The sequence below is a fragment of the Bacillus sp. Xin1 genome, assembly GCF_013314535.1.
In the GTDB taxonomy this organism is placed as follows: Bacteria; Bacillota; Bacilli; order Bacillales; family Bacillaceae_G; genus Bacillus_A.
In genome coordinates, this window is sequence record NZ_JABUAE010000011.1 from 37308 (window position 1) to 50943 (window position 13636).

Sequence of the window (13636 nt, forward strand, 5' to 3'; positions counted from 1 at the left end):
CCTATTAATAAATGAATCTCAAATATGATAATATGTATATTGTGGAAAAAAGATGAAAAATTGTAGAAAATATACTAAACGAAAAAGTGGGAATCTTTTTATTAGACGAACAAAAGTTTAAGGGGAGCTTAAAATGAGTATAAAAGTAATAAGGGCAACAGGAATGATGGGCGGAGCTACAAGAGTAGCTTTAAAAGTGGATAATGAAGTGGTAATGAAATTAGAAAATAATGAAGAATACACGCTTCCTTCTGATGTAAAAGAAGCAAAGATAAAAGCAAATCAATTGTTTTTCGGAAGTAAAGAAAAGCAAGTGAAAAGTGGCGATATAGTCGAAATTAAGATTAATGGTCTAGCGATGCTATTGTTTATGGTATCGTTAATAGAGGTGTTATTTGGTTCCATGATTGGTCCTAATGTTATTTTGTTTGGTGTAATCGGCTGTTTAGTAACGCTTGTTTATTCAATCAATAATTGGTTCACGTTAGAAATTAAATAATAGGAAACAGCAGAGATTTTAAAAACTCTGCTGTTTTTTTACATCATAATTGTTTAAATAGTATTTTGAATTCTAGTAATAAGTGAGTATCCATGTCTAAACTATTATTTCAAATCTATCACGATAATTAACATATATATGGAGGGAATCTAAAGTGGAAAACTGGGAATACAATGAATTGTTTGAAGCTATTAATGAAGCCTATAATGATTTTTTAGCTTTAAATAGAGGATATAGATATGCAATAGCGAGGGCTGCTGATGAATATATAAATCTTGGAGAAATAGAAGACGTTATTGCAGATGTGGCTATAGGTGAAATAGTGTTAACTCATAACAAAGTTTTTATTGGATACATTGAAGGTATAACAAAGAGATTAAGCAAGTTTCATCCACTAGACGCAGTGGGAGAATTAGCACAAGAAGAAATAAGAGATTTAACGAATAGAATACATAAAGTATTGGAAGGTCTTGAAAAAGTAGAGATTGATTATAATCCTTCAGCAGAATAATGCGATGTATTTTCTTTTATGCTGAAGAGGAAGTATTTGAAGGTAAATGAGTAGTAGAAAATTTAGAAGTTATGATAGAAAAGTTCATTGAAATCGATGAAGATTGTCTGAATCATAATACCTTTTGGAATGAAGAAATAAATCTTTTTCATAAAGATTAGAACTTATAAAGAAGAACTGGAAAATGCAGGAGAATTATGGGGATAAAAAAGGAAAGAGGTAATGAAATGATTTCACCTAAAGAATTTTGTGATAGATGGAATGAAAAAAGAGACGGGCCATTAAACAAATTGGATGGAGGTATGATGCAGCATACAAATTTATCTAATGATACGAGAAGCTTTTTAAGCGAAGCGGGTCTTCCGGCATCGGCTGCTCCGTTTATAGAGTTTGATTATGTAACCGAACTAATGCAGAATGTAAGTCGAAAATTTGGCATGCCAAAAGATTTTGAGTTTTATTGGTTGATAGGAACGACTGGTTCTGGAGATCCTCTTTGTATTGATGAAAGAACAAATAAGGTAGTCTATCTACACCACGACAACAATTATGAAGAAATCCTTATTAATTCCTCCATTCATCAATTTGCAGAAAGCCTTCTATTGTTTTCTGCGTTAATTGATGAAGCGATTCATGTAAATGGTGAATTTGCATTTTTAGATAATGAAATTCCTGAATCAGTGCGTATCTGGTTTAAAAATGAATTAAGGCGTATCGATTCAAAGGCTGTGGAAAAGAATACATTTTGGTCTGAGGAACTTGAAAATCTTACTGAATAACAGAGTAGAGTTTTATAGATGATGTACTTTTTATGGAACCTAATAGGCTTTCATAAATGATGATTCTCTACATGTTTTTCTCTGGATTTTGAGATGAATCCCCGTTATTTTGAAAAGAAAATCAAAGAAAGTAAGGCATATAAAAATGATTAATCAACTTAAAATCTTAAATCCTCAAGCTCTTATAAGTATTTTTGGAATGATACCAGAGTTTAAACAATCAGAGTTATTAGATGTTCATCTTAGAAGAGATGGTCCGACCTTAGCTATCCGGACTCATGACAAAGGAAAATGTTGAAAATAAACCGAAGCGATGGAATAAATGGGATGTAATTTATATAGAAATTTCTTTCTTTTGTATTCAAAATTTAAAAATCAAGGATATGGGAACAGACAATATAATCGAGCAATTTGAAATAGAGGTTATTGAAGAAGAAGGGCTTCTAAAAATTAAGTGTAGTAATCAAATGCAAATTGAATGTTTATTTAGTTGGGCAAAAATAGAAAAAATAATCCCTGGCTTAATAGGAACACACTGACCTTGTTATGGTATAACACCTACTTTTTATAAAATGTAACATTTAAGGAGGACTATTATTTGGCTATATATTCTGTCATTCTTGAATCTAGTGTTAAAGGTAGTTTATTAATGAAAATAAAAAACTATACAAAGTGCTCTTTATCTGAAATTCAATCCAACATAAAAAATAAGTGTCCGATAATGGCTGTAAATCGTGGGAATTCAGAAGAAATGGAAAAAATGAAGGGTTTAATTAAAGAATTGTCTTTAAATGAGTTGTTATTTAGGATTTTTAAACAAACGAATCAGGGGATTAGAGAGTTAACAGTTACAATGTTCACAAATAGTATGGAATTTTCAAAGGAGATTGCAAATCAAAGGGAACGTTTGGATGCATTATTAATAGAAGAGGACGATGACGAATAGATGAGTTATCTAGCATCGGGAGAAGGGAATTTAAAATAAAATCTTCACCAAAAATGAATAAAGGGGGGCCTAATATCGAAAATATAGGTGTCATGTCTCTATGGCTAGGAAATTTAAAGAGTAAAGAAATGTTGCAAAAGTATGTGGAAATAAAGTTTGATGAAAAGGAAGATAGAATTCCATCACAATTTATGAGAGATTTTCATATTGATTTTGTCGATTATAATGAAGACCTATTGGAAATCACATTTATTGATATTTCAACTACCTCTATACAGTTGTTATTGGATGGAGCTTCTTATTATGAAAAGATTATATCTCAATTCACAGATTATTATGGTGAACATATGTTGGAGCGTTATAATGCAGTGATTAGAGTGTATGATGTTGAATATAGCGAAGCAAATGCTGTTGAAAATAGAAATGTTGTTTTTGCTGGTGCAGTTGTTTATGAAGAGTGGGAAGAATAATATTGGTGAATGTATTTTATGATCAAAGTATACTGCGCTTGTAATGTGATGAAAAGTTGAATGATAAGTTACAAGAGGTGACTGAAAGGTGAGCACCCGGAAGGGGAAATGATCATTTAATGCTTGTTATACAAGATTAAGTAATGCGGATATTAAAAATAAGGGTTATTTATATCCAGGAGATCAAAGATGAAGTTTTGTATGGAATTTGGCGATACGAATTTTATTGGGGTTGTAAATGCGGAGCAATACAAGTCATTTGTAGATGAGGATTGGGAATTAGAAATGTTGCTACAGCATTTTGCTGATGAAATGAAAAACGGTAATGTTTTAGTATTCCAGATGACTGAAGAAGGTATTGAGCATTCGTGGAGTGTAGAAGTGAAAGTTGGAGAAGAATCATTAAAGCAAGAATGCTTTAGAAAAGCAGAGGGTTATATAAGAGTAACTGAGAACCAATTATATCTAATTGATTATGACTGCCTTACAATGGCCGCACAATTTGAAGATGAGAAAGTACCTGATAAAAATTGCTCCAAGTATAAAATTGACATTGAAAATGGATTATATAAAGTGGAAGTTCTTCAATTTTACAATGTGGATAACGATGGATATGTTGGGAGAAATGAGAAAGATATACAATTAAACTTTATGAAAGCATCTGTTTTCCAACAAACAGTAGATCGTGTCTTTTGGTGTAGTTTTTAAAGAATTGTTGAAGCTGGTTATCAAGATATTGTCATTTAAAATGCAGCATGAGCGAACCTAAATATGAATAAAGTTTTGCAAGAAAAAGGGTATTCACTGCGAGAAAATAGGTTTCTATACGATGGAGAGTAAATAAGGAGAGACAATATGGAATATAAAGGAATGGCTTCGTTGTGGCTTGGAACGAGTCAATCACTTAATCAGCTTCAAAAATATGTGGATATGGAATATACAGAAGATGGAGATAGTATAGATTCAAAATTTGGAATGAATTTCGGTTTTGGTTATTATGATGAAGATCAAATCGAAATTATGTTTTATGAGGAAGCTAAAATACATATAGAAGAGGTTTTGCAGGATTTCTCTTATAGTGAGATTATCATTCCGAGATTTAAAGATTTAATGAAAAGAGTAGATGTAGAGGACAATATAAATTCTGTTATCGTACTTTATGATTTTCAATACGATGCAGAAAAAGCGAAAGATACATATGAGGGGTTAGAATTTATATTTGTTGGTGCTGTATCTTATCATTAATAGTTTTTTAGATGTTTAATGATATATCAAAAAATTAAGGAGAAAAAGATGGAAATACAAACGGAAAGTATCATTTATCCTCTCCCAGATGATACGTTGTTAGAAAGGGTAGAGGGGAATCTGGAGGTCAAATTCCCCTCAGAATTTTGTATGTTTATTAAGAAGAATAGTGGGGCTATTCCAATCACAAAGTATTTTACACATAAAAACAATCGGTATGTAGTAGAACGTTTTCTATGTTTATTGAATAATCCAAGTAAAAATCCAAAGGGTATGTATGACATGAAAGTAGTGTTTAGTCAATTGGATGAACGAATTATTTCGGATGAAGACTTAACTTGTGTGGAGATAGTTCCTTTTGCGGCTCTATATGCGGGAGATTTTGTTTGTATAGATTATCGAGAAAATCAAATGAGTCCAGAAATTTGCATTTGGTATCATGAGGATTCAGATGAATTTGAACCAGCTACTGAAAAAATAGCGAATAATATGAATGAATTTTTTGAAATGTTATCAAAATAAGTCAAAAAAGCTACAAGATAAAACGTATTTTAGATAAGAGGCTCGTATATATACTTTCTTGATAAAATTATATGATGAATTGAAATCCCTAGTGAACGAAATGTACTTAGGGATTTCGTATTTTTTAATAAGAATATAACTATTAAGCGTAAAAATATAAAATGGAAATATAGTACAATAAATGTAAAGTTTAACCGAAATAGAAAGAGCAGTGGAGCGATTTATGCAATTTGAAAGGTTGAATGATGTGAAAATCCAAATGAGCAGAGAGGAACTTATTGAACTTGTAAAAAAGATCTATAATCTGGATTTACCAGAAGCAGAGCATAGCGAATATGTGAATCAATTTAATAATAGTGGTATTCCACATCCGGCACCTAGTGATTTAATATTTTGGAATGATGTAGAATTAACACCCGAGGAAGTAGTTGAGATTGCATTAAGCTATACGAAAGAGAAGGAATAACTTAAATAAGTAGAAGAGAGAGTTTAGAAGGAGATTGAATTTGTATTTACAAAGAGAAATGTTGTAGTGAAACTATTAAGTGAAGTAAAGGGGAATGTGCGTGTCTATTAAGAATGCAATGCAACAATACTTTAAGTTAAGAATAAAATTAGCGCACGAAGGTTTAGATTTTCTATTAAAAACACCAGTTCTTGAAGAAGTGAATCCTATTCTTTATGATGGGGAAACAGATGAGGAAGGTTATATTCTATGGAAACCAGTAGAAAAAAATATCGTACACGACTTTATTCATTTAGAACAAGAAATGGATGTCCAGTTTCATCAAACAGTTATTATGTATATTAATTCCTATTGGTTTGCTGAATTAAATGGTTTTTATAGAAATTATTATATTGAATTAGAAGTGGTATTGCCGAATATTGAATTGAATTCATTCACAGAACGGCTAAAGGGCTATAAGGCTAACCATCAGGATAGATTAAATCATATCCCAATAGGTATTGAAGGTAACGGAATGTTAGTTGTGATTGATAATGAAAATGGGAAAGTTAAATTAGAAGATTTTGAGAGAGGTTCATTTGAAACGATTTCAGAAAATATACAAGAGTTGATTTCTAATTTACGTTTGAAGAGGTGATCAGCGTTGAAAGCGAGCATGCAGCGTTATTTTGAAAGTTTCTTATTGAAATGGAGTGATTGGAACGGAACACACCCGCAGATTCCATTTGATGCAGAGATTGATCAGCGCCTATATATTGGTGAAAAGGATGAGGATGGCTATATATTTTGGAAGCCAAGGGAGAAGGATGAATATGATGATTTTCAAGAATTTGAAAAAGAACTAAATGCTACTCTTCATTCTGATATAAAAGAATATTATAATTCCTATTGGTTTCTCGAGATGATTGGTTGGATTGATAATTACAATATTAGTTTATCCCCTGCAACACCAGGTGTTGAACCATTTTTATTTATAGAGCGTGTTCAAGATTATTTATTCCTTAGACAGGGAGATGAAATATATATTCCTATAGGATTTGAAAGTAGAGGGATGTTAATTCTTATGAACAATCGTACTGGAGAAATTGTTATAGAAGATTTTGAAACGGAAGAGTATCGGCATCTGAGTGTAAGTTTAAAGGAACTCATTTCTCGATTAAGTTTCCGGTGAATTTGGTAGTGCTTTGCTGGCTTTATACCTGTTAATTGGTGTGTATTGTTATAGCAAGTAAAGGGGCGTATTTATATGACAATCCGGTTTTGTAAGGAAGCAGTTGCATACTTAAAACCAGTAGTAAAAGAGGATCTTGATGAGGAGTGTTTTACCCTATCCGAAGAAAATAGTTTTGTCCATACATTTTTTAATAAAGATTTAATAATTACCTTTTTAGTTGAGGATGATCAAAATGATTATTTTCAATATGTTCAAAATAGGCATATATCAGAAGAAGGATTGGATGAGGAGCAGTTATTAGAGATTGGGATAGATAATCTTTATAAATTAGCAGATGAAAAAGAACTTCGGGTTCACACACTATCGGAAGGGTGTTTTGCTTTAATTCTTGACGGAAGTTTTGAAGCTAGCTTAATTGTTTTAGATGATTTATGGGATTACTCACTAAAAAAATTCGTATCAAATGGATATGCGGTTGCGGTACCAGCGAGAGATATTCTTGTTTTTTGTGATTGTAATGCTAGTAACGGAATTGAAAAAATGAAAGGTATAATAGAAAAAGTTTGGGAAGATGGAGATCATTTGCTTATTGATAAAATTTTGGTGAGAAGTGAGGGGAAATGGAGTTATTTAGGGTGAAAATGAAGCACTTAGGAAAAGTGGAGGGAAATTAGTGGAAAAGTTTATGAAGAAGATAGGGGATAAGACTTTCATTGCTCAGGCAGAAAAAATCTTTGCGATGCAGGTAGAAGGGTTATTTCATTTTTTAACTGAAGTAGAAAATGATCGATTAATAGATGGTTTTTCTATACAAGTAGGGTGGTCGATCTACTTTCTTGATGAAAAGGAAGAGGGCTATCATATTATCGTACATGACTATACGAAGAATCCATTTCAAGATATGACAGATGATTTGACGATTTCTTTATGGATATTATTAAATCAAGTGAGTTTTGTAAAGGCATTAACAATTAAAGGAGAGTTGCTGCGCTTTTGTGATAAAATTGTCGTTGCTAAAAATGTATTAGAGTTAGATCATATTTACTTAGAAAGAAAAAAGGATTGTGAAGATGGTGACTCTGGTTGGTATATAGGCCCTGTTCATGATGAGCATGACACAGAAGAGTATGAAGCGTTTTATGCATATGAATTCCTAAAATTAAGACCTTCTCTTCTTCAAGTGTTAACATTGCCTTCTGGATATCTTGTAATCTTTGAAAAAGATGTAGTGCAAGCAGTGGTAGATGAAAATAATGTGAACATTTTGGATAGGGTCAACGATAGATAATCTAGTATAGAAAGAAGAGCTTGTCATTTGTTGATGTCAGTACCACAGTAATATTGTAGAATCGAATTGAGGTAGGATAAGCCGAATTGCATAATGAAGCAATTACTCAGGGAGGAACATTCTTGGCTTATACAGATAGTTTATTTCATGTGGTTAAGGATAAAGTTATATTAATAATACTTATTTTAATTTCCGCTTTCCATATGTTAAATTTCGCATTTTTCTTCTTTTTTGTCGTTACGGTAGCTTTGTTTTTGGACGATCCGAATGCTGATATGAGTACGGAATATGCTCCACTAGTTATGCCGTATTTATATCCAGTTCTCATCGGGGTGGGATTCATATTTCTGGCTTTTCTCGGCTGTTATTTCTATCAGAAGTACGTACCGAATTCTAAATGGAAAAAGATAGCTGTAGAAGTGCTTTTTCTTATTATCGCATTTGTCATTCCGACATTTTTATGTGCGTTTAAAATTCCTTTGTTGGACATGCTTTTAAGATAAAAATATAAAAAAGAGTCTCAGTAAATCGAACGTTACTGGGGCTTTTTTGTGTATGACAGCTCAAGATAAGGATGTGAAAAAGTAAAAAATGCGCTACATATGAAAGATGAGAGGTTCTCTACAATCTGAAAGGGTTCTCTCCTAATATGAGCGAATACATTGAAAAAGGAGGGAAGCTTGTATGGAAGTGGTTGTGAAGCAGCGGAAGAAAAGAGGTAAGGGAAAAAGAATTGTCATTTGGTCTGGTAGTATCATTCTTTTTTTACTTGTTGCCGCGGCAGTTTTTGCAAATGCATTTGTGATGAAGTCAATGCCAAAGGTTGAAGGGGTGGTTCATGTCAGTGGATTGCAAAAATCGGTTCAAGTAACACGAGATGACAAAGGGGTACCTCATATTAAAGCTGAAAATGCGCATGATTTATATTTTTCACAAGGGTATGTTCAGGCGCAAGATCGGTTGCTTCAAATGGATTTAAGTAGAAGACAGGCATCTGGCACATTAAGCGAAGTAGTTGAAGAGGCAGCGTTAGACAAAGATAAATTGTTTCGAACTCTTGGGCTTAGACGAGCAGCGGAAGCATCTGTGAGTGAATATACTGGCGAAGCAAAAGAGGTGTTGCAGTTTTTTGCCGATGGAGTAAATGCATTTATAAAGGAAGCAAAAAAAGAAGGGAGATTGCCAGTAGAGTTTCATTTACTCGGATATGAACCTGCTGAATGGACTCCGGTTGATTCTTTAACGATTGGCAAGTATATGGCTTTTGATTTAGGTGGTCATTGGCATGGACAAGCATTTCGGTTTTGGGCACTTCAACATCTTTCAAAAGAGCAGGCATATGAGCTGTTTCCAAATTATCCAAAGGATACGCCTAGACTATTAGCGCAGTTACAAGATCTGAATGTGAATGTGGCCAGCAGCTTTGCGAAAGCGATTATTCCGCCAGAATCTAATGGGAGCAATAATTGGGTTGTAAGTGGAGAAAAAAGCGCATCTGGAATGCCTATACTTGCGGATGATCCTCATCTTTCTTTGGCGACGCCATCCATATGGTATCAAATGCATTTAGAGATGAAAGACATAAATGTGAGCGGCGTTATTTTTACGGGTGTTCCCGGTATTATGTTAGGGCACAATGAAAAAATTGCTTGGGGTGTTACGAATACAGGTCCGGATGTACAAGATTTATATATTGAAAAAAGAAACCCTGACAATCCAAATGAATTTTTGTATAACGAAAAATGGGAAAAAGCTACGATTGTGAAGGAACCGATAAAGGTGAAAGGTGGAAAAACAATTCCACACGAAGTAACGGTTACGAGACACGGTCCTGTTATTTCGGAATTTGCTTATAAAAATAAAGATGAGGCTGTTTTTGCTCTTAAATGGACGGCACTCGAACCTTCAGCGGAATTAAAGGCCGTACTCAATATGAACAAAGCAACAAATTGGACTGAATTCGAATCAGCGCTGGAAGATTTTCATACTCCTACTCAAAACTTTTTATTTGCATCCACAGATGGCACGATTGCTTATAAAGCCAATGGAAACATACCGATACGTAAAAAGGGAGATGGGATTTTACCCGTTCCTGGGTGGACAGATGAATATGAATATGAATGGGAAGGCTACATTCCATTTGATAAACTTCCAAAGGTGATAAATCCAAAGCAGGAATTTATTTCGACAGCCAATAATAAAATTATAAATGATGATTATCCATATCATATTAGTCATATTTGGGCGCAGCCGTATCGTCAAATGCGTATTCAAGAGTTTTTACAGGAAAAGGATAAATTGACTGTAGCGGATTTACAAACATTGCAAATGGATCAAAAGAACCTTCACGCAAGAGAGTTGGTTCCCGTGTTTTTAAAAGAATTGGATAAAGTAAACGTATCAGACGTGGAGAAACAGGGGATAAAAGAGTTAACAAATTGGGATTTTTACGATAGTAAAGATCAAGCGGCCCCGTTAATTTTTCATTTATGGATGAAGGAAATATCTAATACTCTATTTTCAAAAGAAATACCGAAGGATGTAATGGAATTGTTTGAAGGCAAGCAACAAGTGATTGATGAATTGATACGGAAACAAATGAATGGAAAAAATAGCGTATGGTTTTCTAAACATGGAGGCTTCGCAGAAGTTTTACATACGTCGTATGCAAAGGTAATGAAAAAGCTTGAAAAACAATATGGACGAGACGTAACGAAATGGAAGTGGGGAGCATATCATCAACTTTCGTTTATACACCCTGTTTCAAAATCATCTGATGTACTCGCGTTCTTTTTCAATCGTGAAAAACCTGTACCAATTGGAGGAAGTAATATTACAGTTCAAGCAGCAAGTTATGGAGATGATGGTATTGTAAATCATGGAGCATCTTGGCGATTTGTAATAGATACAAAGGATATGTCTAATGGGTATCATATTGTAGGTTCAGGACAATCAGGACATTTTAAAAGTGACTGGTATCATGATCAAATAGAAGATTGGGTAAATGGAAACTATCATGTGACTACACTTCGTACAGATCGCATAGATGGTAAAACATTAACCTTAAAACCAAAATAGAAGCTATAAGACTCTTACACATGTAAGAGTCTTATAACTATACCATAAGCAAATTAGAGAATGCTATAATTTAGAGAAGTAGAATTTCATAATTTTACACATATAGGGGGTGAATACATGACGAATTGTTATTTTTAGTTTGTAATACATAAAGAGGCTCGTTTTCGTAGACTAAGAGAATTTTTTTATAAGCTTAAGGAAGAGAAAGAAAAAGAGATGATAGATTGTAATGATTCTATGTGGTTAGCGTATTTTGAGGAAGAGGTGTTAAAACAGTTTTGGTGGCCGACGGAAGAAGAGTTACAAAATTACCAGGTTTTATGGGAACAAACTCCTGTAGAAAAACGTTTAACAGACCCTAAACTAAGAACTCCATGGGATTTTGAATCTATGATTGATACGTTTGCCTCTGGGGAATATGAACTAGTCTCTTGTGAAAAGGCAACAAACAATATTGGAAGAATTGAATTTTATCCTTATGCTTGGCCATGCGGAGGGAGCGATGTGTTTAGAGCTTTAATTGCGTATAGTGGGTTCAAAATTATTGGTGAGAGTGTATAAGATATACAATCATAAAAAGAAATAATGGAAAGGGTGAGAGAATATGTCCATTTACATAAAGTCAGAGTTTATTAAAAATGCAGGCGGCTGTATCGTATCAAAAAACATTTTGGAGGAGAATGGAAGGTTAAAATGGTTGGTTAGAGATGAATCTATAACGAGTGTTGATAATGGCTGGAGATTTTTTTCGGATATTGATGATGATGATTACGTAAATGATCCAGATAACTTGGTTGTATGTGATTTTAATACAGTAGCCCAAATTGAACCTGCTATTCTAGTGGTGTATTCCTTTCCAGTTGGCAGTGACCTACAACTAGTGGTAGAGAAGGGAAGGTGTTATTTCATTGATAATATAACAGAAGAAGTTATCGAGTTGTTGTACCATTAAAATAACATAGCAGTATGGATTTTAATTTGTTTGGATTATAAAGGACATGCTGATAATCTAGTTGTAGTTTTTGTGCAATTCTAAATAATAGTTTAGGAGTAATAAAAATGAAAGAAGAGATGAAACAGTATTTTCATACATTACTTAAGGAATGGAAACACTATAATCATTCATTACCAAAATCTGTGTGGAGAGAAGAAGCAGATTCTTTTATATATGAAGGAGAACCAGATACAGAGGGATATATATTTTGGAAGCCTACCGAAAAAGATATATTTCATGATTTTTCTAATATAGAAAGGGAATTAGCCATACAATTCCATCATTCTATTAAAGAATACTATAATTCCTACTGGTTTTTAGATCTAGCTGGCAATTATTTAGAGCATAACCTAGAGTTAAATTCTGTTATACCAGGAATTGAACTTCGAGATTTTTATACTTCTTTACAAGGCTACAAAAAAGCGCACCATAATGAGTTAAAGAATATTCCTATAGGTATAGAGTGTAATGGACTTTTAATTGTTGTAGATAATGAAAATGGACAGGTGAATATAGAAGACTATGAAAGAGGAAGTTTTGAAGTAATTAGTAATAGTTTAGCTGAACTTATTTCCATGCTTTAGCGAAAATATATAGTGGAGCGTTCCATGTAAGATATAAGTTAAGAGGTAATGAAAATGAGTAAATTAATACTAGAAAAAATTGATGTAATGAAAAATGTTTTAGGGAAAGATCCATTTAGTTTGGTTATTGGTGAAATTGTAGAAGAAGAAAACCAAATAGCTGAAAAATTAGTAGATAATATTTTAAAAGATTATTATTTTATTACAAGAAAATACAAAATATTGAATGGTGGAGTAATTACTATATACGGCCATCAAAAACTTGAAAGTATTCAGTTTTATGTGGAAGAGATGCCAGTTAGAGATGATAAATGGATTTGTATAGGGACAGTAGAAAATTATCCGTTATTTATTAATAAAGTGGATGGAGAAGTCTCTTGTTTGTTTGGAGATTTAATTGATCAAAATTTTGTTATTGAATCATACGGTAATTTTAACAGTTTTTTAGGAAGTAAATACATTGATATCGAGCTGTCTTTTATGGAATCGGGTGAAATAACGAATCCTATTGGAAGTGAAGAGGACGAGTGGTATAAACTGTTAGAATTAAATGGATTCGTTTAAAGCTAGTGCTTTACATGTAGTATCGTAATTAGTATTGAAGTGTAGTAAGTAGAGGATTTGGGAATTACTTTTGTGTACTGAAAAAACGATATATGAATGGAGATTGTATGCATGGAAAAAGAAGGCATGGCCTCATTATGGCTAGGAAATATGGAATCTGAAGATCTTTTAGAAGATTATTTCCGTATAAAATATACAGATGATGGTGATTCCATACCATCATCATTTATAAAAGATTTTCATATTTGTATGTATGATATTGATGAAGACTTTATCGAAAAAGAATTTTATTTCAAACGAAGTAATTATCTAGAAACTTTACTAGCAGGGTGTTCTTATGAAGAAGTTGTGATACCACAGATGAAAAGACTTACTTCAAATATACTAGAGATGAAGTATAACACGATTATTATGATATATAACTATGAATACAGTGGTGAAATAATAAATAAAAATGAAAATCGTTATGAAATGAAATACATAGGAGCCGTTTCGTATAAATAATAATAAAAAGAG

General features: G+C 32.9%; 20 protein-coding genes and 1 pseudogene. All 21 read left to right on the forward strand.

From position 1 onward, the window contains the following. The first annotated feature begins 133 nt into the window (after positions 1–133). The 21 genes and pseudogenes from HRG09_RS12430 to HRG09_RS12530 all read left to right on the forward strand — a co-directional run bounded on the left by HRG09_RS12430 (position 134) and on the right by HRG09_RS12530 (position 13624). A complete protein-coding gene (locus HRG09_RS12430) occupies positions 134–499 on the forward strand; it encodes a hypothetical protein (protein WP_174101095.1) in 366 nt (121 codons plus the stop codon). A gap of 154 nt (positions 500–653) precedes the next feature. Next, positions 654–1010 carry an Imm3 family immunity protein gene (locus HRG09_RS12435; RefSeq protein ID WP_174101096.1) on the forward strand — a complete coding sequence of 119 codons (357 nt, stop codon included), beginning with the start codon at positions 654–656 and terminating at the stop codon, positions 1008–1010. 227 nt (positions 1011–1237) lie between these two features. Beyond that, on the forward strand, positions 1238–1789 hold the full coding sequence (locus HRG09_RS12440; RefSeq protein ID WP_174101097.1) for an SUKH-4 family immunity protein: 552 nt from the start codon (positions 1238–1240) through the stop codon (positions 1787–1789). Positions 1790–1934: 145 nt separating this feature from the next. Next, positions 1935–2328: pseudogene (locus HRG09_RS12445) on the forward strand (immunity 50 family protein). 59 nt (positions 2329–2387) lie between these two features. Beyond that, positions 2388–2735: a hypothetical protein gene (locus HRG09_RS12450; protein WP_254610068.1), complete on the forward strand. Its 348-nt coding sequence runs from the start codon at positions 2388–2390 to the stop codon at positions 2733–2735. Positions 2736–2809: 74 nt separating this feature from the next. Beyond that, on the forward strand, positions 2810–3205 hold the full coding sequence (locus tag HRG09_RS12455) for an immunity 22 family protein (protein WP_309232145.1): 396 nt from the start codon (positions 2810–2812) through the stop codon (positions 3203–3205). Positions 3206–3406: 201 nt separating this feature from the next. After that, positions 3407–3913, forward strand: a complete 507-nt coding sequence (locus HRG09_RS12460; RefSeq protein ID WP_174101184.1) for a hypothetical protein — start codon at positions 3407–3409, stop codon at positions 3911–3913. A 147-nt stretch (positions 3914–4060) separates the two neighbouring features. After that, positions 4061–4450, forward strand: a complete 390-nt coding sequence (locus HRG09_RS12465; RefSeq protein ID WP_174101099.1) for an immunity 22 family protein — start codon at positions 4061–4063, stop codon at positions 4448–4450. A 48-nt stretch (positions 4451–4498) separates the two neighbouring features. Beyond that, entirely contained in the window at positions 4499–4972 is a 474-nt protein-coding gene (locus HRG09_RS12470; RefSeq protein ID WP_174101100.1) for an SMI1/KNR4 family protein, read from the forward strand. Positions 4973–5195: 223 nt separating this feature from the next. Continuing rightward, a complete protein-coding gene (locus HRG09_RS12475; protein ID WP_241816647.1) occupies positions 5196–5438 on the forward strand; it encodes a bacteriocin immunity protein in 243 nt (80 codons plus the stop codon). Positions 5439–5538: 100 nt separating this feature from the next. Next, positions 5539–6075, forward strand: coding sequence for a SecY-interacting protein Syd (locus tag HRG09_RS12480; RefSeq protein ID WP_309232135.1), 537 nt, complete (start codon positions 5539–5541; stop codon positions 6073–6075). A gap of 6 nt (positions 6076–6081) precedes the next feature. Next, a complete protein-coding gene (locus HRG09_RS12485; protein ID WP_174101101.1) occupies positions 6082–6609 on the forward strand; it encodes a SecY-interacting protein Syd in 528 nt (175 codons plus the stop codon). Between the two features lie 75 nt (positions 6610–6684). Further along, positions 6685–7251, forward strand: a complete 567-nt coding sequence (locus tag HRG09_RS12490) for a DUF1444 domain-containing protein (protein ID WP_174101102.1) — start codon at positions 6685–6687, stop codon at positions 7249–7251. Between the two features lie 34 nt (positions 7252–7285). Beyond that, complete coding sequence (locus HRG09_RS12495) at positions 7286–7900, forward strand: immunity protein Imm33 domain-containing protein (RefSeq protein WP_174101103.1); 615 nt, start codon at positions 7286–7288, stop codon at positions 7898–7900. Between the two features lie 122 nt (positions 7901–8022). After that, on the forward strand, positions 8023–8403 hold the full coding sequence (locus tag HRG09_RS12500; RefSeq protein WP_174101104.1) for a hypothetical protein: 381 nt from the start codon (positions 8023–8025) through the stop codon (positions 8401–8403). A gap of 181 nt (positions 8404–8584) precedes the next feature. Continuing rightward, positions 8585–10978: a penicillin acylase family protein gene (locus tag HRG09_RS12505; RefSeq protein ID WP_174101105.1), complete on the forward strand. Its 2394-nt coding sequence runs from the start codon at positions 8585–8587 to the stop codon at positions 10976–10978. Positions 10979–11194: 216 nt separating this feature from the next. Beyond that, positions 11195–11539 carry a hypothetical protein gene (locus HRG09_RS12510; protein ID WP_254610070.1) on the forward strand — a complete coding sequence of 115 codons (345 nt, stop codon included), beginning with the start codon at positions 11195–11197 and terminating at the stop codon, positions 11537–11539. 43 nt (positions 11540–11582) lie between these two features. After that, entirely contained in the window at positions 11583–11930 is a 348-nt protein-coding gene (locus HRG09_RS12515; protein ID WP_174101106.1) for an immunity protein Imm33 domain-containing protein, read from the forward strand. 107 nt (positions 11931–12037) lie between these two features. Continuing rightward, the gene (locus HRG09_RS12520) at positions 12038–12556 is read left to right on the forward strand and encodes a SecY-interacting protein Syd (RefSeq protein ID WP_174101107.1); all 519 of its coding nucleotides are present in this window, start codon (positions 12038–12040) and stop codon (positions 12554–12556) included. Positions 12557–12610: 54 nt separating this feature from the next. Beyond that, positions 12611–13120 carry a hypothetical protein gene (locus HRG09_RS12525; RefSeq protein ID WP_174101108.1) on the forward strand — a complete coding sequence of 170 codons (510 nt, stop codon included), beginning with the start codon at positions 12611–12613 and terminating at the stop codon, positions 13118–13120. A gap of 111 nt (positions 13121–13231) precedes the next feature. After that, positions 13232–13624 carry an immunity 22 family protein gene (locus HRG09_RS12530; RefSeq protein ID WP_174101109.1) on the forward strand — a complete coding sequence of 131 codons (393 nt, stop codon included), beginning with the start codon at positions 13232–13234 and terminating at the stop codon, positions 13622–13624. Positions 13625–13636: the final 12 nt, after the last annotated feature.

Excerpts from the sequence above, each read along its gene's own strand:
- HRG09_RS12440 (WP_174101097.1), top strand. The coding sequence starts at position 1,238 with ATGATTTCACCTAAAGAATTTTGTGATAGATGGAATGAAAAAAGAGAC.
- HRG09_RS12460 (WP_174101184.1), top strand. The coding sequence starts at position 3,407 with ATGGAATTTGGCGATACGAATTTTATTGGGGTTGTAAATGCGGAGCAA.
- HRG09_RS12475 (WP_241816647.1), top strand. The coding sequence starts at position 5,196 with ATGCAATTTGAAAGGTTGAATGATGTGAAAATCCAAATGAGCAGAGAG.
- HRG09_RS12515 (WP_174101106.1), top strand. The coding sequence starts at position 11,583 with ATGTCCATTTACATAAAGTCAGAGTTTATTAAAAATGCAGGCGGCTGT.
- HRG09_RS12490 (WP_174101102.1), top strand. The coding sequence starts at position 6,685 with ATGACAATCCGGTTTTGTAAGGAAGCAGTTGCATACTTAAAACCAGTA.
- HRG09_RS12465 (WP_174101099.1), top strand. The coding sequence starts at position 4,061 with ATGGAATATAAAGGAATGGCTTCGTTGTGGCTTGGAACGAGTCAATCA.
- HRG09_RS12520 (WP_174101107.1), top strand. The coding sequence starts at position 12,038 with ATGAAAGAAGAGATGAAACAGTATTTTCATACATTACTTAAGGAATGG.
- HRG09_RS12525 (WP_174101108.1), top strand. The coding sequence starts at position 12,611 with ATGAGTAAATTAATACTAGAAAAAATTGATGTAATGAAAAATGTTTTA.
- HRG09_RS12530 (WP_174101109.1), top strand. The coding sequence starts at position 13,232 with ATGGAAAAAGAAGGCATGGCCTCATTATGGCTAGGAAATATGGAATCT.
- HRG09_RS12505 (WP_174101105.1), top strand. The coding sequence starts at position 8,585 with ATGGAAGTGGTTGTGAAGCAGCGGAAGAAAAGAGGTAAGGGAAAAAGA.
- HRG09_RS12430 (WP_174101095.1), top strand. The coding sequence starts at position 134 with ATGAGTATAAAAGTAATAAGGGCAACAGGAATGATGGGCGGAGCTACA.
- HRG09_RS12470 (WP_174101100.1), top strand. The coding sequence starts at position 4,499 with ATGGAAATACAAACGGAAAGTATCATTTATCCTCTCCCAGATGATACG.
- HRG09_RS12510 (WP_254610070.1), top strand. The coding sequence starts at position 11,195 with ATGATAGATTGTAATGATTCTATGTGGTTAGCGTATTTTGAGGAAGAG.